General features: G+C 40.8%; 22 protein-coding genes. 13 read left to right on the forward strand and 9 right to left on the reverse strand.

Going from position 1 to position 24,781, the window contains the following annotated elements; translation table 11 throughout:
- Nucleotides 1–4: 4 nt before the first annotated feature.
- From SFRI_RS06435 to SFRI_RS06445, 3 genes are all read right to left on the reverse strand, one after another.
- The gene (locus tag SFRI_RS06435) at nt 5–2,644 is read right to left on the reverse strand and encodes a DEAD/DEAH box helicase (RefSeq protein ID WP_244262858.1); all 2,640 of its coding nucleotides are present in this window, start codon (nt 2,642–2,644) and stop codon (nt 5–7) included.
- Between the two features lie 89 nt (nt 2,645–2,733).
- Entirely contained in the window at nt 2,734–3,507 is a 774-nt protein-coding gene (locus SFRI_RS06440; protein ID WP_011636725.1) for a Zn-ribbon-containing protein, read from the reverse strand.
- The gene (locus tag SFRI_RS06445) at nt 3,508–3,873 is read right to left on the reverse strand and encodes a hypothetical protein (protein ID WP_011636726.1); all 366 of its coding nucleotides are present in this window, start codon (nt 3,871–3,873) and stop codon (nt 3,508–3,510) included.
- 159 nt (nt 3,874–4,032) lie between these two features.
- Here SFRI_RS06445 and SFRI_RS06450 point away from each other — a divergent pair, with 159 nt between their 5' ends.
- On the forward strand, nt 4,033–4,416 hold the full coding sequence (locus SFRI_RS06450) for a DUF3192 domain-containing protein (protein ID WP_011636727.1): 384 nt from the start codon (nt 4,033–4,035) through the stop codon (nt 4,414–4,416).
- A 34-nt stretch (nt 4,417–4,450) separates the two neighbouring features.
- On the opposite strand, the gene SFRI_RS06455 is transcribed toward SFRI_RS06450, so the two are convergent.
- Entirely contained in the window at nt 4,451–4,687 is a 237-nt protein-coding gene (locus SFRI_RS06455) for a DUF2789 domain-containing protein (protein WP_011636728.1), read from the reverse strand.
- 173 nt (nt 4,688–4,860) lie between these two features.
- Here SFRI_RS06455 and SFRI_RS06460 point away from each other — a divergent pair, with 173 nt between their 5' ends.
- From SFRI_RS06460 to SFRI_RS06475, 4 genes are all read left to right on the forward strand, one after another.
- The gene (locus SFRI_RS06460; protein ID WP_011636729.1) at nt 4,861–5,490 is read left to right on the forward strand and encodes a GNAT family N-acetyltransferase; all 630 of its coding nucleotides are present in this window, start codon (nt 4,861–4,863) and stop codon (nt 5,488–5,490) included.
- A 69-nt stretch (nt 5,491–5,559) separates the two neighbouring features.
- The gene (locus SFRI_RS06465; protein ID WP_011636730.1) at nt 5,560–5,868 is read left to right on the forward strand and encodes an Mpo1-like protein; all 309 of its coding nucleotides are present in this window, start codon (nt 5,560–5,562) and stop codon (nt 5,866–5,868) included.
- A gap of 1,158 nt (nt 5,869–7,026) precedes the next feature.
- Nucleotides 7,027–8,073 carry an oxidoreductase gene (locus SFRI_RS06470; RefSeq protein ID WP_011636731.1) on the forward strand — a complete coding sequence of 349 codons (1,047 nt, stop codon included), beginning with the start codon at nt 7,027–7,029 and terminating at the stop codon, nt 8,071–8,073.
- 1,279 nt (nt 8,074–9,352) lie between these two features.
- Entirely contained in the window at nt 9,353–10,060 is a 708-nt protein-coding gene (locus tag SFRI_RS06475; protein ID WP_011636732.1) for a hypothetical protein, read from the forward strand.
- A gap of 94 nt (nt 10,061–10,154) precedes the next feature.
- Here SFRI_RS06475 and SFRI_RS06480 read toward each other — a convergent pair whose 3' ends face one another.
- Nucleotides 10,155–10,541 (reverse strand): DUF3301 domain-containing protein, encoded by a 387-nt coding sequence (locus tag SFRI_RS06480; RefSeq protein WP_011636733.1) that lies wholly within the window; start codon nt 10,539–10,541, stop codon nt 10,155–10,157.
- Entirely contained in the window at nt 10,538–11,551 is a 1,014-nt protein-coding gene (locus SFRI_RS06485) for a DUF3549 family protein (RefSeq protein ID WP_011636734.1), read from the reverse strand. Before SFRI_RS06485 ends, SFRI_RS06480 begins: the two co-directional genes overlap by 4 nt.
- Before the next feature lie 48 nt (nt 11,552–11,599).
- Between SFRI_RS06485 and SFRI_RS06490 the strand changes: the two genes are divergently transcribed.
- The 6 genes from SFRI_RS06490 (at nt 11,600) to SFRI_RS06515 (ending at nt 18,263) form a co-directional block, all read left to right on the forward strand.
- On the forward strand, nt 11,600–11,962 hold the full coding sequence (locus SFRI_RS06490) for a YqcC family protein (RefSeq protein ID WP_011636735.1): 363 nt from the start codon (nt 11,600–11,602) through the stop codon (nt 11,960–11,962).
- An 83-nt stretch (nt 11,963–12,045) separates the two neighbouring features.
- Complete coding sequence (gene truC / locus SFRI_RS06495; RefSeq protein ID WP_011636736.1) at nt 12,046–12,927, forward strand: tRNA pseudouridine(65) synthase TruC; 882 nt, start codon at nt 12,046–12,048, stop codon at nt 12,925–12,927.
- 327 nt (nt 12,928–13,254) lie between these two features.
- Nucleotides 13,255–13,719 (forward strand): flavodoxin, encoded by a 465-nt coding sequence (locus tag SFRI_RS06500; RefSeq protein WP_011636737.1) that lies wholly within the window; start codon nt 13,255–13,257, stop codon nt 13,717–13,719.
- The gene (locus tag SFRI_RS06505; RefSeq protein WP_011636738.1) at nt 13,671–15,149 is read left to right on the forward strand and encodes a PTS transporter subunit EIIC; all 1,479 of its coding nucleotides are present in this window, start codon (nt 13,671–13,673) and stop codon (nt 15,147–15,149) included. The genes SFRI_RS06500 and SFRI_RS06505 overlap by 49 nt, the downstream gene beginning before the upstream one ends.
- A 179-nt stretch (nt 15,150–15,328) precedes the next feature.
- Nucleotides 15,329–16,201 (forward strand): formyltetrahydrofolate deformylase, encoded by an 873-nt coding sequence (gene purU, locus SFRI_RS06510; protein WP_011636739.1) that lies wholly within the window; start codon nt 15,329–15,331, stop codon nt 16,199–16,201.
- Nucleotides 16,202–16,367: 166 nt separating this feature from the next.
- Nucleotides 16,368–18,263, forward strand: coding sequence for an HD domain-containing phosphohydrolase (locus SFRI_RS06515; RefSeq protein ID WP_011636740.1), 1,896 nt, complete (start codon nt 16,368–16,370; stop codon nt 18,261–18,263).
- Nucleotides 18,264–18,399: 136 nt separating this feature from the next.
- Here SFRI_RS06515 and dapD read toward each other — a convergent pair whose 3' ends face one another.
- Genes dapD through map form a run of 3 tightly spaced genes read right to left on the reverse strand, consistent with a single transcriptional unit; the run spans nt 18,400 to nt 22,670 of the window.
- Entirely contained in the window at nt 18,400–19,224 is an 825-nt protein-coding gene (dapD, locus tag SFRI_RS06520) for a 2,3,4,5-tetrahydropyridine-2,6-dicarboxylate N-succinyltransferase (protein WP_011636741.1), read from the reverse strand.
- 50 nt (nt 19,225–19,274) lie between these two features.
- Nucleotides 19,275–21,848, reverse strand: a complete 2,574-nt coding sequence (glnD, locus tag SFRI_RS06525) for a bifunctional uridylyltransferase/uridylyl-removing protein GlnD (protein WP_011636742.1) — start codon at nt 21,846–21,848, stop codon at nt 19,275–19,277.
- Between the two features lie 24 nt (nt 21,849–21,872).
- Nucleotides 21,873–22,670 carry a type I methionyl aminopeptidase gene (map, locus tag SFRI_RS06530; protein ID WP_011636743.1) on the reverse strand — a complete coding sequence of 266 codons (798 nt, stop codon included), beginning with the start codon at nt 22,668–22,670 and terminating at the stop codon, nt 21,873–21,875.
- Between the two features lie 350 nt (nt 22,671–23,020).
- On the opposite strand from map, the gene rpsB reads away from it, so the two are divergent.
- On the forward strand, nt 23,021–23,749 hold the full coding sequence (gene rpsB / locus SFRI_RS06535; RefSeq protein ID WP_011636744.1) for a 30S ribosomal protein S2: 729 nt from the start codon (nt 23,021–23,023) through the stop codon (nt 23,747–23,749).
- Between the two features lie 117 nt (nt 23,750–23,866).
- Nucleotides 23,867–24,718, forward strand: a complete 852-nt coding sequence (tsf, locus tag SFRI_RS06540; protein ID WP_011636745.1) for a translation elongation factor Ts — start codon at nt 23,867–23,869, stop codon at nt 24,716–24,718.
- Nucleotides 24,719–24,781: the final 63 nt, after the last annotated feature.

A 24,781-nucleotide genomic window follows, 5' to 3' on the forward strand; every position in this document is an offset into this window, starting at 1 on the left:
TCCTTTATGCTTCGCTGATATTATTGATTCCACACTCTAGTGTTTGAGTGATTTTATCTATGCACGCTTGTTTATCAACAATCCACAATCCGTAGCTTATGGGCAATACTTCAACGCCAGCCCGTTTAAATAATTTGTAGGTTGTTAGCTCAAAAAAGTTAGCCCAAGGCCCAGGAAAACCAATAAGATCAACAGCAAGGTATTTTTCTGCATAACGACACAATAGATCTATTTCGGTGCCGGCAATGGTATATCCTGCCCAAGTATCTACCTTGTACCTTGCTAATACCTCAATGATCTCTTGTTGAAATGTGTCTATCTCGGTGGTCATGCTGTGTTTGGCATTAAAGGTTGTTATAGAAGTAACATATTGGCGTAACAGGTTGTGTTCTGGTAATAACGAGTCGTCAATAGACAAATATATCAACTGTTTTTGACGTGCCCTGGTAATGGTGACGTTAAACACATCCGCTTTATTTAAATACGCAGCCGCACGTTTACTGTCGTTATCAATCGCAAATGAAATCAGCATGATATCCCGTTCTTCGCCTTGAAACCCAAACGGCGTGGCTGCGCGTATGCTGTGTTTAATGACATCTGTTTGAGGGATCTTCTGCTCAATCAATGTGGCGATATATTCAGCCTGTGCGCTAAAAGGCGAGATAATCCCAATACTATGAGTGATGCCTGTTTGGGCATCTTGTGTTATTTGATGTTGGATCTCTGCTAATAAACTCTGTGCTTCTTGTGGGTTAACGCCAGATGCATCACGAGTGCCGGCTATACGATGAAGGTGCAAATGGCCTGAACTGGTGCAGGGGCGATGTTGCATGATTTTTAATTTAGATTGATAAAAAGACTGGTTACTAAAATGAATAAGCTCAGGCTTACTTCTAAAGTGTTCATCTAAAAAGGCCAACTCTTGCGCGCTAGTTAACGTTTTTAACGCTAAATCTAAGATGGAATTATCTCGATAACTGATGGCACCTGGGCTGCTTTCGGGCACATTATTTTTGGCAAGCAATTGAGTTTGTTTGCTTCTGGCTAAAAAGGAATAGTGCTTTAATTGCTTAGTATCGCCAACAATCAATACACGTTTTGCACGGTATAGCGCAGGTAAGCAACTGCTAATATTGCACTGTGTTGCCTCGTCAATAATCACTAAATCAAACATCTCACGATTAAGTGGCAATACTCTGTGTAGGCTGTTTAAGCTGGCGAGCCAGATGGGAAACGCGGCAAATAATGTGGCGTATTCTATTTTTTCAAATAACGCAAGTTGTTTACTAGACGTTCTACTGCGAATAGCTTGGTTAAAGGCCTGTAGCGATTTACGGTGCTGATTAACTAAAGTGGTTAAGTTATTCTTTTTTAATGCGTTAAGATATTCAGCTGCCAGTGTTTCCCGCGTGACAGTGTGCTTGTTGATAGTGTTTAACGCATCCCATTGTCGATGCCATTGGTTTATTGACCCTTGGGTAAAAAACAAATAAACCCGTTTTAGCCATGTTGATTGTTGTGCTTGAAGTTTATGTAGGTGCAACCCACGGCTAATAGACCTGCGACTGAACGCCAGGAAACGTTTTTCCAGTTTTATCAGTAATCGTTGCAGCTTATTCAGTTCGTCTTCACATGCTTGCGGGTTTTGGCTTAAGTCATCGCTAAAGTATCCTGCGAGTAAGTCCGCGGTATAATCTTTTAATTGTTTTAAAAATGCTTTTTGTCCTGCGCGAATAGACACTTCGCCCAAGTTAAAATTACTCGCCAATTTAGCTGCAATCACATCAAGGGCTACGTCATTATTGGCCACAATAAGCACCGACTCACCGCGCGCCATATGTTCGGCAGCAACAGCCGCTATGGTGTAGCTCTTGCCCGTTCCTGGCGGACCAGACACGCAGCCTAAATCGGCATTGGCAGCGATATGAATAACTTTCTTTTGTGGCGTAGATAATAACCCCGGTAAAAAGTCATATTTAAGTATCGGCTCTCTGAGTCTTACAGCCCGTTTTTCAAACGTTTGGTTAAACAGCTTACAAATGGGAGCCGATTGTTCATTGGCGTTAATGATACTTTCTAATTCGTGAAGAACACCACGACTGCTCGAAGACCGCTCAACAAAAAGTAGCATCGAAATAGGTAACAAACGGGGTGTTTTTTGGGTTAACGCTTTTTTAATGTCTTGGTGTTCGGCAAGTTTTGGATAGTTCAGTAATTCAAGCGAATGAATGTCTATGTGATTGTGATTAAAGAATGACGTCCAAAACGACGGTGAATGTACGTCTTCATTAATGAGCTGTTGTGATAGCTCATTATCTTCTGGTAGCAATTGCAGCAGCAGGGCTTCATTGATTTCAGTGTCTTCAGCTTGGGCCGAAAAATAGAAACTATTGTTTTGTTGTTCAATGGTGGCTTCATTAAACAGTAGCGGCGAGACAACCGTTTTGAGCTCACCTTTTATGGTTACTTTACCGACAAATAGAAATCGTGCGTACAGCAGTATTCTTTCCCTTTGATACATCGCCACTCGTTTAAGCATTGGCTCGGCAAATTCTTGCGGGATAGGTAAACGAGGTAAAAAACCTGTACCTAGTTCATCTTGCCCCTCAAGAATGAGACGATCTTCTTGTTTAAACTTGTTCACATTCCAAAGATTGATGGAGGCGCTATCTTCCTTATAACAATCTTTGTAGTAGGAAATAATCTGCTGATAACTCAATGGCACAATTCCATTTATTGATGATCCCAAGACAAATTAGACACAATACGGCAAGGCTCGCAGCGAAAGTGAAACATGTCTAAAAGTGGTTCATCTAGCTTCCAATCTTCAGCGCCGCAGCGTGGGCAGGGGCGAGATAACTCTGCTTGCAATGATTCGCCGCCCACACGGTATAAGTAATAATAGGTGGGGATATTAGTTAGATATTCTATCCGGCCACGTAAATCCCAACCGCGTCTAAACAGGTCACTGTCCGTCCGAGTTATCTCATCCAAAGCTGCAAACTCTGCTTTAGTGGCTGCGGCCATTTGCAGTTCATCGCATGCTTGCCATTCTGTTTGCCATTTTATGATGCGCTTATGATCGCCATTGAAAGTAGCAGGCAGTTGATAAAGAGGGATCGGTAATAGATTGTCACCATTACGCAGTGGCGAACACATGTGCACATAACTGGTATACAGCAGTTGCCATGAAGGCGTGTCGGTATTACTAGCTTCTGAATTAATGTCTTGGCCGATAAACTTTTCTCTAGGGGCCAATAGTTTGGCTGCGGTTAAGCCTGCTAAGGTCACTTTTACCCATGGGCTACTGTGACGGTTTGCTAAGCTGGTTTTTTCAGGTAGCAGCAGACGAACTCTAAATTCACCATCATTAAATGCGACCGCAAATTCACGTCCTAAAATTTGTCCATTAGCTCGTAAGGCTTCAAGAAAAGCGTTAATGGCTTTCTCTACCGTCTCAATAGTCGTATCGGCAAAACATTCAAAGCGTAGTTCGGTGACAAACATCTATTGGTCAGCCTTATTATTGATTATGTTGCTTTGAGCCATATTATTTTGTGCTTGGTGCTCTAACTCAGTAACTCGTTGGGTTAGCTGAGCAATGTGTTGCTGTAGGGTTATAACCTGTTGGATCACTTGAGCAAGATCGGGTTGGTCATGTGATGGGACGTCGGCTATTGATGGAATGTCTGTTAATTCCGGTAAATGTTGCCACTCAGATTTAGGCAATGCCTTAAATTGTTGTAAACCTTGGATAAGGGTAGGCATTGGGATGCTATTGCCTAAACGGCTTTTTATCAGGGCCAAGCTGGGCGTATGCCCATTGTTAGCAATCGATTTTGCTGCGGCAAGCACTTGTTCAATTGGACTCATTGTTGGTTTAATTCCTTAATTCCATATAGTGAGATTAACTAATTCTTGTTGAGTTAAAACATAAAGCTATATAAATCAGTGCATTATTTTATGGCACGATTTTGGCTTAAAGGATCTGTAAATACAATGTGGATTTTATTTTAACAAAAAGGATGCAACATGAAATTAAAACTTATCGCAGCGGCATTAATTGGCGCGACATCACTAGGATTAAGTGGTTGTGTTATCAGTGTCGGTGACCATGAATCGGGTAAAAGTGCTGATTATTGGCAAGTGCAACAAGATAAAAATCGTGACCTGTTGAGCAAATTGTCTATGGGAATGAGCAGTGATCAAGTGACAACTTTAATGGGAACTGCTGATTTTAGTGAAGCTTATACTAAGTCGACTCAAAATAATGCAGAACAATCCATCAAAGTGTTGTTTTATCGTACCCAATGGGCTGAAGGAGATGGTAAAACAACCAAAGATGAATGCACGCCAATTGTGTTCAGAGATGACGTCTTAGTGGGCTGGGGCGACACAGCCTATAGACAACACTAATTGCCGAGTGACGTTATCAGACATTAAGCGTTAATTACAATTTAGCTCGCATCATCACGTCCAATTGGTCAATCACTTCTGACCATTGGGCGTCTTCTAATAATGCCTCTTTTAAAAATGCTTTTTGACCTGGATTCCAGCAATCAGCATCAATAATCAATGTGTGTTTAGCAAGTTTGTTTTGGATAACAAAGTCGTCGATTCCCTCTTGATCATGAGGTAACCCTAATTGCTTAAATAAGTGACTTAAATCATTTGATGTAGTGTCCATTTGACGCATTCCTTATGATGGTTAGATAAACAATTTTAGTATCCGTCTTGATGAGATAAATAGCAAACAACTGACACTCACTGCCGCTAAAAAGTAAAATGGGTAAACAAAACTTGTACAATGTTTCAAACTTGTTAAGTTAAGTTTAGCGAGTTCATCAACAAGGAATAATAATGGACAATAACACCTTGGAAACTTTACGTGCAGTGTATTTGACGGCAGAAGACTTACGAGTGGCGGCTTCAATACTTTATAACGCTTATCATGATGATCCCTATTTTATCGAAGTACTTGGCCAACATGACAATCAACAATATGAACAAAAACTTCGAGCTGCGATTCGTGAAGAGTTAAACGAGTTATGGCAACAAGAACAACCTTTGATTGGCCTATTTGACGGCGACCGTTTAATCGGAGTTGCCTGTGTGATCACGCAACAAGTACCTTTGGGGGAGGGGCGTTATTGGCATTGGCGTTTTAAAATGATGCTGGGAACAGGATGGAAATCAACTCAAGGATTAATGCAAAAAGAAACCTGCATTTTAGAACATCTTCCTTCGCAAAAATGCGGGGTTTTACAATTTATTGCGTTATCCCCCAATGAACAGCACAAAGGCTATGGTGCCAGATTAATTCAAGCGGTATTGAGTTGGTGTGATGAGCAACCTGGGCTTGATGGCATCGGGGTATTTGTGAGTAATCCTTCGCACCATCAGGCGTTCGTTAAACAAGAGTTTACCAGCATTGCCACTGTTAGTATTGGCAATGTTGACGGCGAAATATTGTTTTACAGCAAGGCCTAGCGCCTAAACTGAGAATAATCTAACCCTAACAGAGCATGCCATTAGCGAGTTGTTAATAAGGAGTGAGTAATGGAACCTAAGCGTTATTCTTCATTTGCAGAGTTTTATCCATTTTATCTGTCGCAACATCAAGATCCCGTTTGTCGAAGACTGCATTACATTGGCAGTAGCATTATTTTAGTGATCATTATTAACACTTTGATTAACCAACATTGGTGGCAGTTATTATGGTTGCCGGTAGTAAGTTATGGTTTTGCATGGTTAGGGCATTTTATATTTGAAAAAAATCGCCCCGCAACATTCACTTATCCGCTATACAGCTTATGGGCAGATTGGGTAATGTTTGGCCAAATGATAAGGCGTTTATGGCGCAAATAACCCTGGAAGTATTAACTTGCTCACGCTTTTGTAAGCAATATCCTACAAGTGTGTAAGGGATCTTATCTAAAGCTGTCAGTGTTTAACGTTATAAATTGTTTTTAACCCTTTAAAATCAGCTGGTTACGCTTCTTTAACGTTTTGCAGACATGTGGGATGTTTATTTAAATGGAGTTGAGTGACTTTTATCGGCGTTTATTTTGGCTAGAATGTAGTTATCGAAAGCGGGTCATCAGTTGGTTTTCTTAGGATGAGAAATAAGACTAATGATGCTTAAGAATATTAAGGATGATACTAGGACACGCTCACGGATTAGGGCATAAGCTCGGCAAATGGATAGCCGAATCAAGGATGGGTGAAGACAGTAAATAGTCGACACAAGGACAAAAAGGATAAAGCTGCAGGATGCAGCTGGGAAAATTCAACGGATTGAATAGATTTATCGCTCAGCCAATGGATAGGCTGTTCAACGGAATGAAACTCATGCGTTTGTTTGCGTTACACAAATAGACAAGGAAATGAGAACAGGGAAAAGGACTGCAGGAAGCATGTTTACATGGATGGTGCAGGGAGCAAACTTTCAGCCGGATTGCTGACAAAAGTGTTAACGGGCACAACCTTATAACTTAAGGTTGTGCCTTTTTGCTTTCTGGCGTAAAAATTTCTGGAATTTTAGTTGTGCGATTGCAGTCGCAAAAAGAGCTTAAGCAAGCTTGATAAACTACTAACTCATTTTGCTACATGCCATGTTTGAGCCAACGATCCTAACATCAGCGAACCCTTACTGATTTTACTAAAATCGTGGTGAATAAATTTTACTTCACAATATGTTTTGCAAAGCCCTGGGTGTGTTAATCGACACTCACGTTAATACAGTAGTTAGTAGATACAGTTGTGAGTAGATCAAGTTGTGTTCTAACGCTAAAATTCCGATGTTACGGCCCCGCCAATTTCAGCCTGAAGCTTTATTAAGTACAATACTTTATTTAGTCGTATCTGGCTGGTTAGAAATCGATTTATAAAAATAATGATGGTTCATTTTCTATAATTTAAATCGTCCAGCTGCAAATCGTTGTGTAAGGTAAATTCACAAAATAAAGCCGCTTTTTTAGGTATTGACGAATATTATATTTTGCCGTCCATGTTAGGAATTAGTTTATGACAAAGATACTCAAAACAGGCATTGTTAGTTACGGCTATGCCGCAAAAACGTTTCATGCACCATTGATTAAGGCTGTACCGGGCCTGCAACTCGCCGCAATATCCTCCAGCAATCCGGCAAAGGTGCATATAGACCAACCTGATTTGCCTGTGTTCTCATCCCCCGGAGAGTTATTTTCCTGTGCTGATATCGATTTGGTGGTTATTCCCACTCCCAACGAGACGCATTTTCCACTAGCGGCAGCAGCGCTAGCTGCCGGAAAGCACGTCGTCTTGGATAAGCCGTTCACCCTCACTACCGATGAAGGTAAAGAGCTTATTAAGCTCGCTCATCAATGTGATCGACAGCTATCAGTATTTCATAATCGCCGTTGGGATTCCGATTTTCTGACGTTACAGAAGGTGCTGCGGGAAGGTTCACTAGGCCGTGTGACACATTTTGAATCACACTTTGACCGCTATAGGCCTGAAGTTCAAACGCGCTGGCGTGAGTCGGCAGCTCTAGGCGGAGGTTTGTGGTTTGACTTGGGCTCGCATTTACTCGATCAGGCACTGCAGTTGTTCGGTACACCAAAAACAATGTGGTTAGACCTTGCCCGACAACGTGATGGAGCAGTCGCAGACGACTGGTTTCATGCTGTGCTGGGATATGACGAAATGCGGGTAATTCTTCATGGTAGTGCATTGGTTGCTAACCCTGGCCCACGTATGACCGTGCATGGCACTAGTGGCAGTTTTACTAAGTTTGGTCTTGATACGCAGGAAAATGCGCTTAAGTCAGGTCAGCAGCCTGGAATTCCGGGATGGGGGAACGATCCACTTTCATGCAAATTATCGCTGAAACACAAAGGCGCGATTATCGAGCAAGACATCATAACTACTCCAGGTAATTATCAAGCATATTATGAAGGCATCCGCGATGCGATTTGTCTTGGCAGCCCAAATCCAGTAACAGCAGAGCAGGCTCTTTTGGTCATGAGACTTATTGAACTCGGCATTGACAGTGCTCAAGAAGGTCGTAAGTTGTTAGTGTCTGAACGATAAGCACATACCCTAGTCCATTTATTGTTAATCGAGCAAGAATGTTTGCTTGATTAACAATTAACTTATGTTCTGTAATGAAGTTATAGTCGATAAGCTTTATTTATACTTTTCAATGAGTCGCTATTTAACTCTTGTTTAAGTTAAAGTCATAAAAGTAAGCATTAAGTGTTAAATCAGTAAGCGCTTGTGGTTGTGTTACGTGTAAAGGTTAAATATTACTCTTACTCAAAAGTGACATCGCGTGGACTATTGGGCGAATTAACATGTTATTAGGTATTGACGGCTGATAACAAATGCAGCGCATCTCAATGTTTATCGCCAGAATGGTTCAATACAAAAACTCTCAACAATAGCTCTATTCAATGTAATTAACAGATATGCCACTAAGCTGAACTTTTTCAGATTACGTCAATTAAGATCAAACCGAATTTGCTAGTTCGCGTCGGAATTTGAGCTGTTTGTTAGTTGCCGATGTTTATCTAATGTTAATAGTTAACTTGGCGCTTACCTTTTCTGCCTGACGCTTTGTGAGATATATCTCACAAAGCATGTGAGCCAAATCACCTAATTATGGGGTGGTATTTCTCCATGGTGCTCAACCAATTGATTTAATAGATTATTTTATTTCGTGTTATCTGTGAGATATTTTAATCATTTAGAGGTACCTGTTTACGTCGAGGTAAATGAATTATTATTTACCCGTTCCTAGGACGGGAACATTACAAGGTAGTAAAGAGGTCTTGGAAGACCATAAGTATATGGAAATAACGGACGATATTGAGTTTCAGGATGAAACGTTAAGCTTGCTCAATGGACGCAATAGCGGATTAAGCAAGTTTTATAACATTATCAGGATGATAGTGTGCAATGGATGCAAGATTCTACGCAAATGATTTGCGACAGGATACGTTAAGAATTTCATGGATGATATAAGGACACGCTCAGGATGGAGCAGGCTCGGTAAAAGGATAATCGAGTAAGAGGGAAAGTACTTAATTGTACAAGGAACATCAAGGATTGAACAAGGATAGAGCAGGAAGCAAGCGATACGCATGGATGGTGCAGGGAGCACATTTATAGCTGGAAAGCTTAACAAGAGATAAAGAGGCCGCGACAGTTACTGTCGCGGCCTTTCTTTTGGCTTTTTTTCAGTATCGGTGGAACTAATGGTGTTTATGTTGTCAAATTGTAAAGTGCCTATGTGCAGGGTTTGAGTACTTCATTTGAGTACCTCATTTAAGTACACAACATCTAACTCACCATTGTATAAGGAGATAGCATGAAAGGGTTTAAAGTTGGACTATTGGTTGGTTTTTCATTCGTTTGCTATAACGCCAATGCAGTCGTGAGCGAAGAACAACAACAATGGGTTAAGCAAGCGTTCAGCGATCTCAATAGTAATAATGACGGTACCAAGGTGCTTTGGCAGTATTCACAGCAAACAGTGATGCCCGACATGACACGTATTGAACAATTCAATGCATCCTTACCTGAAACTGAACGTTGGAGTTTGGTGTCTGAAAATGGTGATACTCCTAGTAAAAAGCGCTTAACTGAATACCGAGAGCGTCAACAAGATCTGCATGAAGATAAAGACGAAACTAGCTATGAATTAGCGTTTTCTGATTTAATTGATTTGTCGACATTGGTTTTTGTCGGTGAGGATGACAATAATATGTCATTTACGTTTACACCCAATATTGATGAGCTAGACAATAACGCATTAGCAGGCGTGCTTTATTTGGATAAAACATCCAAGCATTTACGTAAAATTATCATCAGAAATACTGACGAGATAAATCCTGCGTTTTCAGTTACTTTAACTAAATTTGAATTAGAGTTAAGTTTTGATGTGTTTGAGGGATTAGTGATGCCAGCTCATACATCAACCACTATAATGGGTACAGCGGCAATTTTTAAGTCACTCGACAGTGTTCAAACTGTTACCTACAGCGATTATAAAATCCTCAACAATCCACAAACTTAATTGCATTTTGGGGCAATAAAAAACGCTATTTTTTTGAAAAATAGCGTTTTTTTATATCATTTCTTAGTTATTTTGCCTAAAAAGTAGAACTGCTTTAATGGCATTTACCTGAATCACAGCTTTTACTGCTTCCACAACTGCCAAATTTACCGCTGGCCAGTGGAGCATCCATCCATTCTGGTTCTGGGAAAATGGGCCATTCGATTTTTTTTGCTCGATTACCATGCATTAAAATATGGCCTCGATATTGGTTAATGCCATCGGTGCTAAATTCGAACATGAATGTTGCTTTCCAACAAATGCCAGTACTGCCACCAATACTTGGACGGGCCGATTCCATCGCAATAGCGAGTAGTTGTACGTTTTGTTTTTTACAGGCTTGCTCTGTAATCGTTCGGCTTAACTCTGCCATTTGTCGAAGTTGCCAAAAAAAAGCAGCAACAACAACTAAAGCAACAATTAATAAAAAATCAGTCATCATAGGCTGGTTGCTCTAAATAATCCGCCAATCGCGGTTGCTAATTGAACGCTTCTGTCAGGATGCCTTAAGTCGGCTAATAATCCAGAACGTAAGCTAGGTATTGCCACGATATCAGCAAATACTTGATTAAAGAAGTGCTGTGGCTGTTTTGCTAGCGCTTCTAAATAGTGTTTACGAGTGGCATCATCTTTTAACGCTAACCAGTTACGTGCTGCAATTGTTATTAGCGTGTTGTCGTCTAAATGTTGTTGTTCATTGAGTTGGTTAATCGCTGTCATACTGTATTGAACATCAGATGCTAATGCCGCTAAATACATCACTTTTATATGATCTTGAGCTTGTTCTAATTGATTAAATAAGTGTTCCGCAAGGCGTTTATCAATATTAATGTGTTCTAAGCATTGGCAAAGGGCGGCTTGCACTTCAATAGGTGCATTATCAAGTGCATTTATAATGTCATCAAGATGGTTGAATTGATGTGCGCGAACGCAAATATCGGCTAAACCTTGTAAACCCAGTTGTGGCCATGTGTCTTGCGCTGCTTGGCCAGACAAATACTGCGTAGCAAATTCATATTGGCTCGATGCTGGTTGACCAAGCTGAAGCCTGACCAATGCATTAAATAACGCCAGTTTGTGTTGGTTAGGTTTAAAGCTGAAAGGGTGATTGGCTAATTGTTCTTGCTGTGCATCAGTTAATGCTTGGGTTGGATTACGACCCAGGGCTTCTAAAATCATTTTAATAAACTGAGTTCGAGGCGCAGGAGATAATAAACCTTGTTCATCTAAAGGTAATTTTACAAACCAAATATAGGGTAATTGCTCTTGTTGCCAAAACACGATAGCAAACTGCGCATGGCCTTGAATGGGATAAGGATACGGCGCCAGTAAAGAGTCAATTTGCTGAAAAGCTAACATATCGATATGTTGCACTCGACGACCTAAATCGTATATTTGAAATTGAGTATTTGCGGTCGTCAGAAACTGGCTTAAGGTGGTTATCTCGGTCATGGGGTCGTCACTAAATCAAAGAAGTTGGATGGGTATTCAATGGGCTAAATGATATCATACTCCGACTTAGCCTTTATATTGTCGTTCATGTTTATGCTTTATTTAGCCAGCCATAATTATTTAATTAAATTAGAACAATTGCTTAAGGAATTTCAGTTGTGGTCTGATACCTCACCTCCGGTATCTGCTTTAACGAGTACGGCACCATTTAGCTGCGATGTAATGGCATTTGAGCAATGGTTGCAGTTTATTTTTATTCCAAAGATGACCGAGTTAGTTGTGCAACGACAGCCTTTGCCGACCAATATGGCTTTAGCGCCCATGGCTGAGCATGTGTGGCAAGGTATGCACTATGGGGATGTTCTGATTGCTCAATTACAACAATTTGATACTTTGCTCAGTCAGCGTTAAGCGAGCAACAAACGCCACCACATAACAAAACAAACTAAGCCGATTCTGAGTTGGCCAATACATAATAAGTAAAGTGATAACACATGATCTCAAAAGAAAACGATGCTGAATACTCATTAGATAACGATGACTTATATGAACAAATAGGCTCGGAATATATTGATGAGAACGCTACTGCAGATACCGAATTAGACGATGACTTACACCCTCCCCATATCGACATTCTATTTGAAGATGAGCACCTAGTTGCTATCCATAAGCCTGCAGGTTTATTGGTTCATCGTAGTTATTTAGCCCGTAGGGAGCGATTTTTTGCGATGCAGATGACTCGTGATTTAGTGGGCTGCCATGTTTTTCCGGTGCACCGCCTAGATAGACCTACATCTGGAGTATTACTGTTTGCCAAATCGAGTGAGGTGGCTCGTGCATTATGTGAGCAATTTGCTGATCATAGTATTAAGAAGCATTATTTAGCCATTGTTCGTGGCAATATGCATGAGTCTGGCACGCTAGATTATGCCCTAAAACAGGAGTTTGATGATTTAGGCGATAAACATGTGGACCAGAACAAGGCTGCTCAAGATGCCGTGACGGATTATCAACCATTATTGAATACGGAAATACCGTTTAGTTCAGGTCGATACCCAACTAGTCGTTATGGCTTGGTAAAATTAAGCCCTCATACTGGCCGCAAGCACCAATTACGTCGTCATATGGCACATTTACGTCATCCAATTGTTGGTGATACAACCCATGGCGATGGTAAACAAAATAAGTTCTTTCGCGAACATTTTACTATTAACCGTTTGTGGTTGATTGCAAAAAGCTTGCAGTTTGTACACCCAGTAACTCAGCAATCAATGCATATTGAAACTGAGTTAGAAGCTGAATGGTTGACTGTTTTTAACGCATTTGGCTGGGATGATGATCAATTATCATCAATGCCAAGTATGTTATTAAGTTAATTCATTCGGTCTGCAAGCAAGGCTTTAAGCTTTTCAAATTCGGGGATATGCGGTATGGGTTCGTGCTGCTGTTGTTCGATGTGGAAATAATAGTTACGACGAATGTGGGCGAATTTGTGTTGTAGTTTTAGTCTTCGCTTTCTGCTCACTTGTCGCATCGTCTTGATTCCGTTTTTACGCTATTTCATTTGAGCCAACCGATGTTGACCATAACGATTTACATTACATAATAAAAGACACTTGCGAGAGACTCAAACAATACAGTAAGGTAAGCCACTAAGACTCAAGGTATTTTATAACGTATTACATTTAAGAGGAAAGTATACCATGAAAAAGGTCAATGTTGTTTTTGGTACCGTTTATGGTAGCGCACAATTTACTGCTGAAACAGTGACTAAGGCGATTGCAAAATTAGGCTTTACGACTAAGCTTTGGCAACCCAATGAATTATCTGGTTTTGTACCACCACAAGATGAGCTATTAATTGTAGTTTCATCAACCACGGGGCAAGGGGATATACCCGAAGATATTTCACCTTGGTTTAGTGAACTTAAATCCAGCGCACCGTATTTACCATTATTACAATACAGCCTAATTGGCTTAGGCGACTCGAGCTATGAAACTTTTTGTGGGGCGATAAAACAATTTGATGAATTGTTAACCGAGTTGGGCGCTAAACCGCTGACAGAACGATTAGAAATTGACGCCTGTGAAACAATGGAACCCGAAATAGAAGCTAAAACATGGATAGCCAGTTGGCACAACGCCGTCACATCGGTAAACGCAGCGTAAGTTTTTTTACGCAACAATGGTTTAAATTCGCACAGCGCCTAAGTCAGGCTCTGCTCATACCTATTGCTATTTTGCCTGCTGCAGGGGTGATGTTAGGGTTAACCGTTAACCCGTTACCATTTATTCCTGCAGAATTAAATACGGTGTTTTCTGCGGTCGGCAATCTAGTTTTTACCATGATGCCTTTGTTGTTTAGTGTTGCGATAGCGATTGGTTTTTGTCGTGATCAAGGCATTGCAGCATTTTCAGCCGTCTTTGGTTTTGGAGTGTTTTTATCCACAATGGGAGCTCTGACCAATATTTATGGTCTGGTATCTCGTCCTCTCTGGGGCATGCAAACAATTGACACTGGTATCGCTGGCGGCATGTTAGTCGGCGCGATGACATGTTTAGCTGTCAATCTTAGTCAACATGTTAAATTACCTGCTATTTTTTCCTTTTTTGAAGGACGTCGCAGTGCTCCAATAATTACCATTCCGCTGTCTATGGCACTTGCTTACCTATTGGTGCATGTTTGGCCGCCCTTATCGCATATTATTGAACTCCTTTCTGATTGGGCTGTATACCAAGACCCCGCTATTGCTTTTGGTGTTTATGGCACGGTCGAACGTTTATTAATTCCGTTAGGATTACATCACATTTGGAATGCCCCATTTTATCTTGAAGTCGGACAGTACATTAACCAGGGGACTGTAGTTCGAGGTGAAGTGGCTCGTTATTTGGCCGGCGATCCATTGGCGGGAAATCTTGCTGGTGGTTATTTGATTAAAATGTGGGGTTTACCTGCAGCTGCCTTAGCGATTTGGCGTTGTGCAGATAAGTCTGAACGTAACCGAGTTGCGGGGATTATGTTATCAGCGGCGACAGCCAGTTGGTTAACCGGGGTGACAGAGCCGATAGAATTTGCCTTTATGTTTATCGCACCGATTCTGTTTATTGTACATGCATTACTCACGGGAATTGCTTATAGCGTGTGTATTCTACTCGACGTTCATCACAGCATTGTGTTCTCTCATGGGTTGGTAGATTTTACCTTATTGTTTTCGCGCTCTGCTAATACTCAGTGGATTTGGATATTGGGTCCGCTCACAGCAATAATCTATTATGCAATTTTTAGGGCCAGTATTTTAGCGTTCAATCTAAAAACGCCTGGCCGATTAGAGCAAAGTGATTTACCCGCTGAGCCTAAAGAGAGCTTACGGGCAATGATTTCTGCATTGGGCGGCCGCGAGAATATTGTCGAGATTAATGCTTGTTTAACACGCTTACGTATTAGTGTTAATCAAGCAAATCTGATCGATAAAGCTAGATTAATGCGCTTAGGTGCTAAAGGCGTGGTTGTTATGGGTAAAGGTGTACAAGTTGTTTATGGCACTAAGGCTGAAACATTACGTAAATTACTGCAAAAATATTTAGATTCTCGGCGTTAGTACGAACGGTTGTTCCATTAAGCCATAATAGTTGTTGCTTAACTTGTTATACATATTTGAGAATTTTGTATATAAAGCAAGATTATTTATCTTTTATGAGAATTTATCATTAAAAACATCACCTAAAAATCTTTTTAAATGGCACACTGTAAAACAGTATTTTAAGAGGAGTTGTACGCGTGAGCCATCAAGATAAAACCATTATTACCCAAGCTAATTTACAACGTAAAGTGCTAATAACCGATTGTGCTGATGCTCAGGGGTTAATAGCTAAAATCACCAACGTCTGTTTTGCTCATCAATTAAACATTATTAAAAACACCGAATTTGTTGACCACACACAAGGCCGATTTTTTATGCGCGCCGAGCTTGAAGGGGTGTTTGATGATGAACGCTTACTGAATGAATTACGTGAAGTGTTGCCAGCTCAAAATCACATGAAACTCGTTGATATGGGTAAAAAACGTATCGTGGTCATGGTGACAAAAGAAGCTCATTGCTTAGGCGATATTCTGATGAAATCTTATTATGGTGGCTTGGATGTTGAGATTGCTGCTGTGGTAGGCAATTATGATGTGTTGCAGGCATTAACTGAAAAGTTCGATATCCCATTTCATTATGTCAGTCATGAAGGCTTAAATCGTCAAGAACATGAGCAAGCGATGCTTAAAGTGATAAAATCTTATGATCCGGACTTTGTTGTACTCGCTAAATATATGCGAGTATTAACACCTGAGTTTGTAACAGCATTTGCGGATAAAATTATTAATATTCATCATTCTTTTTTACCAGCATTCATTGGTGCATCACCTTATAAGCAAGCATGGGATCGTGGTGTTAAAATTATTGGTGCAACAGCACACTTTGTGAATAATCACTTGGATGAAGGACCGATTATTAAACAAGATGTTATTTCAGTTGATCACAGTTATAGCGCAGAAGAATTAGCTCATAATGGCCGTGATGTTGAAAAAAGCGTATTAAGTAAAGCGCTGCAATTGGTATTAAATGAACAAGTTGTGGTGTACGGTAATAAAACAGTCGTGTTTTAAAGTGTACTGATATGCATCATTTGACGTTAAATCCAATGATGCTATCTTATTTAGAATAAATAGCTGTGAGCAAGCTGCTGTATTAATGGTCTATTTTTAGATTTACTGTGATATATTCAAACGGTATTGATATGTTAGATCTGTATAAATAAGAACGGGGAACTGGATGTTACAAAAAGCTGATTTTTTCTTAAAACCTTCAGAATTACCCAAAACAGTTGGGTTATGTTGGGGCATTCTTAATGATAGGCTTGAATTAATTAAGCTGAGTGAACCGTTATACAAATTGGTCAAAAAACCCATATCAGCCATTCTAAAGCAACCGTTGTCTAATGCTTTTTCAATGCTTACCCATGATCAAATAGATCTTACCAATCATCTTTCTTCACAACTGATCAATTTTGTTGATGACAACGGTCATGCACTACAAGCTACAGTTACCCCGATAGAAGAAAGCAGCGAGCATTGGTGTATTACCTTTATAGAAATCGAACTCGATAAAGCATGGTTATCAGATTTACATCCTGATTATCATCAAGCGATTCAGTCTAGTGATGATTGGCTTAATCAAATCGAAGAAGTGATTAATGCCAGTGGTGATATGGTGTTTGCTATTTCATTAAAACAGGCACTTTCATTGACACAATCTACTGTAGGTTATCTGCATATATTTGATGAAAAAAACAATCAAATTGTGCGAACCACATGGAGTGAAAACGTTAGTGATTATTTTACGATTGCCAAACAACAAACGTATAAAGCTGATTCAGGTATTTGGGCAGAAACCATCCAAACCCGTAAATCGACGGTGCACAATGAGTTAACCAGTATTTCTGAGAACCGCACACAACAACAAGGTTTTTTTGCCTTTAGTAATCATCTTTGTGTGCCCATTCATTATCGCAAAAAACTCGTTGGCATTATCGGCGTTGGCAATCGTGACAAACCTTATACCCAAGTAGACGCCAAATCGTTAAGTATTTTTGCGACTATTTTGTGGCACAGCGTCGAATTGCCACGCACCATGAAAGCAGTGTCGAGGCAATCTAGCATTATTAAAATGCAAAAAGAAAAGATGACCCTCATTTTGGTGCAGTTGATTGGTGCCATTTCAGAAGCGCTAGAATTAAAAGATGCTTATACCGCGGGGCATCAAAAGTCGGTTGCGCAGTTAAGCTATCTTATTGGCGAGAAAATGGGCTTAACACCTGAAGTATTGGAAGGATTAAAATTGGGTTCATTGATCCACGATATCGGTAAATTGGCCATTCCAAGTCAGATTCTATCTAAACCCTCAAGGTTAAGTGATGCTGAGTTTGGCTTAGTTAAACAGCACCCTGAGCAAGGTGCGTTAATCGTTGATGAAGTGGAGTTTCCTTGGCCTATTAAGCAAATGATCCTTCAACATCATGAGCGCTTAGACGGTTCTGGTTACCCCAAAGGATTAAAAGCGGATGACATCATACTTGAGGCTAAGATCATTGCTGTCGCCGACGTTGCTGATTCGATTCTTAGCCATCGTCCTTATCGACCATCGCTGGGAATGGAAGTGTTAACCCAAGAGTTATTAAAAGGCAGAGGTAAAGTCTTCGATGCCGCTGTTGTGGACGCATGTATTGATATTTTGGCTGTGGAAGACTTCAAAGAAGAAGAGTATGTTAGCAGTTTGTCATTAGCCCCAGTTGTATTTTTGGAAGAATATCATACTCTTGAACACGCTGAGTCTATGATGAAGAAAGCTAAAATGGATGTGGCAGTAGTATTGTCTGAAAAAAATCGTAACCCAATAGGCGTGGTTGATAATCATGTTTTAGCTTTTTGGCACAGTCCATTTTTAAATACCGCAGCAGAACGAGCAGCAGATAGAAGCTTACTGAATAAACGTGTACATCAAGTGATGGTGCATAAAATGAATATGATTATCGATCATACCATTTTGAATGATGCCAAACTGACGATGGAAAAAACTAATGCCAGCTATTTAATCGTCCAGAATGATAAGCAACAAGTTATTGGTATGTTGACCTGGCGAATTTTAGCGGCAGCATTACTCAATCGATAACGTCATTGTGAGATGACTCAATATAACGCTGTTTCAGGACCTCATAAAAATCATAACATTCCACAGAATTCATAGTGCTTATGGCAACAAAAAAGGCTCCTAGGAGCCTTTTTTAGATTATTGTTGGATAATATAATTAATCAACAATGCGTAATAGTTCATTGATACCCACTTTACCGCGAGTTTTAGCATCAACTTTTTTGACAATAATCGCTGCATATAAGCTGTATGTGCCACACGCTGATGGTAGGTTACCTGATACGACAACCGAGCCAGCAGGAACACGACCGTAATGCACTTCACCGGTTTCACGATCAAAAATTCGCGTGCTTTGACCAATGTAAACGCCCATTGAAATTACGCTGCCTTCTTCAACAACAACACCTTCAACGATTTCGCTGCGAGCACCAATAAAACAGTTGTCTTCAATAATGGTTGGACCTGCTTGTAATGGCTCTAATACACCGCCAATACCAACACCGCCAGACAAGTGTACGTTTTTACCTATCTGCGCACACGAACCAACAGTGGCCCATGTATCAACCATAGTGCCTTCATCAACATAAGCACCAAGGTTAACGTAGGATGGCATTAATACCGTGTTCTTACCAATAAATGAGCCTTTGCGAACCGTTGCTGGTGGCACAACTCGAATGCCTTCTGCTTTGAAACGGGCTTCATCATAATCGGCAAATTTTTGCGGAACTTTGTCGAAATATTTGGTGTCGCCACCTTCAATCACGCCGTTATCAAAAATGCGGAAAGACAGGAGTACGGCTTTTTTAAGCCATTGGTGTACATGCCATTCTCCGTCAATCTTTTCAGCAACGCGTGCTTGGCCTTTATCGAGCATATTGATCACGGTTTCAACATCGGCGCGAACACTAGGTTCTACGCTTGAAGGTGAGATATCTTGACGTGTTTCGAATGCTGCTTCAATGCGTTGGCGTAAAGCCTCCATTGTTTTCTCCCGGTATTAAATGATTAGTAGCGTAAATTTATGGTTTAAAATTAGTTAGATGATTTTAACGCCAGTGTTAGCGCATCAGATAATTGTTGCTGTTGTGGCTCATCTAGGGCCGTTCCACTTTGGTTTTGTAATATGAAAAAATCTTCTGCACGTTCGCCAATAGTGGTAATTTTGGCTGCTAATAATGTCACGTTGCAACGATAGAGCGTATCACCGACTTTGGCTAATAGGCCTGGGGTATCGAGGGTGATTAATTCCATCATACTTGTACCATGGCGAGCACTGGGTAAGAAACTCACATGAGTCGCAACATTAAAAGGTTTCATGATCCGGGCTAGTTTTCTAAACTTCGGCAGTTTTGGATTTTCACTGGCCAAGGCTTTTTCAAGTGCTTTACGAATACTTTGAATGCGTGACAATTGGATAATTGGCTCGCCATCTTGTTCTAAAATCACAAAGGTGTCGAGTGCATAGTTATCTTTTGATGTCATGATATTAGCGTCATGAACATTGATATTTTTGTTGTCTAAAACGGTCATGACGGTGGCAAACAGTTTTGGTTTATCTTTGCTATAGACAAAAAGCTCCGTCCCACCCCGCGTTGTATGTTTAGACATTAACACTAATGGTTCGTCGTGATGATGTTTTAGAATAGCCTCTGCATGCCAAGCCACTTGGGTTGGCTGATGACGTAAAAAATAGTCAGATTTGAATCGAGACCAGAGTTCATCCATGTCTTTTTCTTTGAGGCCACGACGAATAAGTTCTTTTTTAGCTTTGGCTTGGATCTCTTTTACGCGTGCTTTAGCATCGATAGGTTTTTCTTTTCCCCGAGCTAATACTCGTTGAGTTGAAAAATACAAGTCGCGTAATAACGAGCCTTTCCAGTTATTCCATGTTTTCTCATTAGTGGCACAAATATCGGCTACTGTGAGGCAATATAAATAACTTAAGTGCGCTGCATCGCGTACTTTTTCAGCAAATAGTGCAATCACTTCAGGGTCTGAAATATCTCTGCGCTGAGCGGTGATTGACATCACGAGGTGATTTTCAACTAACCAAGCCACTAAGCGACCGTCATGATCATTCATGCCATGTAATTTACAAAAATCGATGGCGTCTTTTGAACCTAATTTGCTGTGATCGCCGCCACGGCCTTTAGCGATATCATGAAAGATGGCCCCGAGGACTAATAGGCCTTTTTTCGGCAACTGATTAATTAAGATGGCGCCTAGTGGAAATTCATCTTTTTGTTCAGCCTGTGAAAAGCGGTCAATATTGAGCAGTAATCTATGGGTGTGTTCGTCAACCGTATAGGCATGAAATAAATCAAACTGCATTTGGCCTTCAATCTTGCGCCAAGCCGGTAAGTAAGACGATAAAATCCCGTGTTGATGCATGAGTGAAAGCGCGGTAATACCTCGGGGATGTTTTAATATCTCCATAAACACTTTACGACAGGCGGGATTTTCTTGTAAGGGTGATGTTAGAGCTCTACGGGCATTGCGCAGTAATCGTAACGTTGGCGCGTAAATTTCTTGAATGTTAGAGTTTTTCGCCACCAGTAGAAATAAACGTAATATTTCTTCGTTTTGGCGGCTAAATAAATCGTCATCTAACACTTCAATATAACGCCCGCGACGTTGATAAGCCTCACTTATCGGCTGGATTTCTAGTGCTTGAGTGTGACCTAATGTTGCACGCTTAAACAATTGCAGCAGCATTTGATTAAGCTCCATCACCCGGCGAACCGTACGATAGTAGCGTTTCATCATTTGTTCGACGGCTAATTGAGTTGCATCTTCGTAACCTAATAAACTGGCTATTTGTCGCTGTAAATCAAACAATAATCTGTTTTCGTTGCGATTAGCGGTGATGTGAAGTGCAAAACGGATTTCCCACAGAAAATTTTGGCATTCAATTAATTCTGCCAATTCTGCTGGTGATAAAAAGTCGTGTTCAACAAGCTCTTCAAGCGTAGCTGCATCAAAGTGGCGCATTGCGACCCATGCGATGGTTTGAATATCACGCAATCCGCCGGGGCAGGTTTTAATGTTAGGTTCTAAATCAAAGGCACTGGCTTTACTATGGCGAGCAGTTTGTTCATCTTTCTTGGCGTTATAAAAGTCATAAGAGGGCCAAAAGTCTTGTTGGCGAATAGCATCGTATAACACGTCAAATAGATATTCATTACCTGTGAGCAATCTGGCTTCAATGAGATTTGTGGCAATGGTGATGTCTGCTTTACCTTGCTCAATGGTTTGCGCAATTGTGCGGACACTGTGGCCTATTTCAAGCCCAGTATCCCAAAGGTAAGTAATGAATTGACCCAGTTTAGTTTCAGTCTCAGGTGATAGTTGTTCATCGTCGACCAAAAAAAGTAAGTCAATATCTGAATAAGGATGCAATTCACCACGACCATAGCCACCAACGGCAACTAAGGCAAGATGGTTATTATGTAAGCCAAAATCTTGCCAAGTTTGTGTTAGTAAAGCATCAACAAATTGACTGCGGTGTTTAACAATATCAGCAATAGGGTGTTTTGCAGTGTACTGCTCAACTAAGCGCTGGTTTAAGTCAATTAATGCGTTTTTGGCGGCCAGCGCAGTATTCATTGATATCCTTACTAATTTGAGTCTTTAGTGATTAATGATACGTGGAAAGTCTTCTTCTTCACGCAACGTTAGCACTTCTACACCTGTTTGGGTCACTAAAAGTGTGTGTTCCCATTGTGCAGAGTTTTTACTATCAGAAGTTGTGACAGTCCAATTATCACTTTTATCCAACACAGTAGTATGACGACCTGCATTGATCATTGGTTCAATCGTGAAGCACATACCGGGTCTTAACACGGTCTTGTCATTATTTTTATAATGAACAACTTGCGGTTCTTCGTGGAAACCTGTGCCAATACCATGACCACAATAATCTTGTACGATGGAGTACTTATCAAGCCCTGTTTTACTTGTTTTGATGAATTTTTCGATGGTTGTACCAATTTCGCCTAATTTTAAACCAGGACGCACTTTACGAATGGCTAAATACAAGCTTTCTTGGGCAATGCGGCTCAAACGTTTGTCTTTTGCTGATACTTCACCGATTAAAAACATTTTCGAAGTATCACCATGATAACCGTCTTTGATGACAGTAATATCTAGGTTAATCATATCGCCATCTTTCAACACGTACTCAGAAGGAATACCGTGGCATACGACTTCATTTACCGAGGTACAAATAGACTTCGGAAATCCGTGATAATTAAGCGGTGCAGAAATAGCACCTTGCTCTTCGGTGTATTTAGCACAAATTTCGTCTAACTCATTTGTGGTCACTCCAGCCTTAACATGTGGAGCTACCATTTCTAATACTTGCGCCGCTAATTTACCCGCTGCACGCATTTTTTCTATCTCGTCTGCATTTTTGATCACAATACTCATGAAAACTCTCTATCTTTTTGGCGGTCAAAATAGGCTTGTTTTATCCAAGGATTTTACGGCAAAAATTTGTATTTACATGCCGTTTATGGTATAAAGCGCGCCGTTATGTGTAAGATCGTTGTTGTACGGTTCGAGTTAATACAATGTCAATCGCTGCTTTTTTAGCAAGGTATACATTGTGTTCGGCAAATCGTAAAATATGGCGGTCATTATACATGGCAATTAACTTAAATACTAAATCACACACGTATCGACACATTTTTCGGGGTGCTTTCTCATTCTTAACAGAAGTTAGAAAGTCGAAACATGGGATGCGTGGAGGTCTAACCCCTTACATTAAGGTAAATACAATGACTACTGTTTCAATGCGCGACATGCTACAAGCTGGTGTTCACTTCGGTCACCAAACTCGTTACTGGAACCCTAAGATGAAGCCTTTCATCTTCGGCGCTCGTAATGGTGTACACATCATCAACCTTGAGCATACAGTACCAATGTTCAACGAAGCTCTAGCTTTCATTAGCAACATTGCTTCTAAGAAAGGTAAAGTATTATTCGTAGGTACTAAGCGCGCTGCTGGCGAAGCTATCAAAGCATCTGCACTTTCTTGTGATCAGTATTATGTTGATCATCGTTGGTTAGGCGGCATGTTAACTAACTGGAAAACTGTTCGTCAGTCAATCAAGCGTCTTAAAGAGCTAGAAAGCCAGTCTGTAGACGGTACTTTCGACAAGTTAACTAAGAAAGAAGCGTTAATGCGTTCACGCGAATTAGACAAGTTAGAAAAGTCTTTAGGCGGAATCAAGAACATGGGCGGTTTACCTGACGTATTATTCGTTATCGGTGCTGACCATGAGCATATCGCGATTAAAGAAGCAAACAACCTAGGTATTCCAGTTGTTGCAGTTGTTGATACCAACTCTGCACCAGACGGTGTTAACTACATCGTTCCTGGTAACGACGACGCAATGCGTGCTATCCGTTTGTACACTTCTTCTGTTGCTGCAGCTGCTAACGCTGGCCGTGGTCAAGATTTAGCTGTTCAAGCTGAGCAAGACGGTTTCGTAGAAGCTGTTTAATAAGGCGTGATGATTATCATCCCCCTTATTTGCCAATAAGATAATTGGTGAACAGGGGCCTTTTGGCCCCTGTTTTATAAATGCAATATTAGACGAATTAAATTAGAGGATTTAACAATGGCAATTACTGCTGCCCAAGTTAAAGAACTTCGTGACCGCACTGGCGCTGGCATGATGGACTGTAAGAATGCACTGACTGAAACTGACGGTGACATCGAACTAGCGATTGATAACATGCGTAAAAGCGGCGCTGCGAAGGCTGCTAAAAAAGCAGGTAACATCGCTGCTGACGGTACAATTCTAATCAAGAATGGCGAAGGTTTCGCTGCACTTTTAGAAGTTAACTGTCAAACTGACTTCGTTGCAAAAGACTCAAACTTCCTAGCATTTGCTAACGCAGTGCTTGATGTTGCTGCTGCATCTAAAGTGTCTATCGAAGACTTAAAAGCACAGTTTGAAGAAACTCGTGTTGCGCTTGTAACTAAAATCGGTGAAAACATCAACGTTCGTCGCGTTGAGTATATCGATGGTGCAAACCTTGCGTCTTACCGTCACGGTGATCGTATTGGTGTTGTTGTTGCGGGTGAAGCTGATGAAGAAACACTAAAGCATATCGCAATGCACGTAGCTGCTTCTAAGCCAGATTTCGTAAACCCTGAAGATGTGCCTGCTGAACTTGTAGAAAGAGAGCAAGCGCTTCAAATCGAAATCGCGATGAATGAAGGCAAGCCTGCTGAAATCGCTGAGAAGATGGTTGTTGGTCGTATGAAGAAGTTCACTGGTGAGATCTCTCTTACTGGTCAAGCTTTCATCATGGAACCAAAGAAAACTGTTGGCGAAGTTCTTAAGTCGAAAGGCGCTACAGTAACCAGCTTTATTCGTTTAGAAGTTGGTGAAGGTATCGAGAAGAAAGCAGAAGATTTCGCTGCTGAAGTAGCTGCGCAAATCGCCGCTACTAAAAAAGCGTAATCGCTTTAATCTAAATACCCTAAGACCGCAGCAACCGCTGCGGTTTTGTTATGATCAGGATGA

Source organism: Shewanella frigidimarina NCIMB 400, assembly GCF_000014705.1.
Classification (GTDB): Bacteria; Pseudomonadota; Gammaproteobacteria; order Enterobacterales; family Shewanellaceae; genus Shewanella; species Shewanella frigidimarina.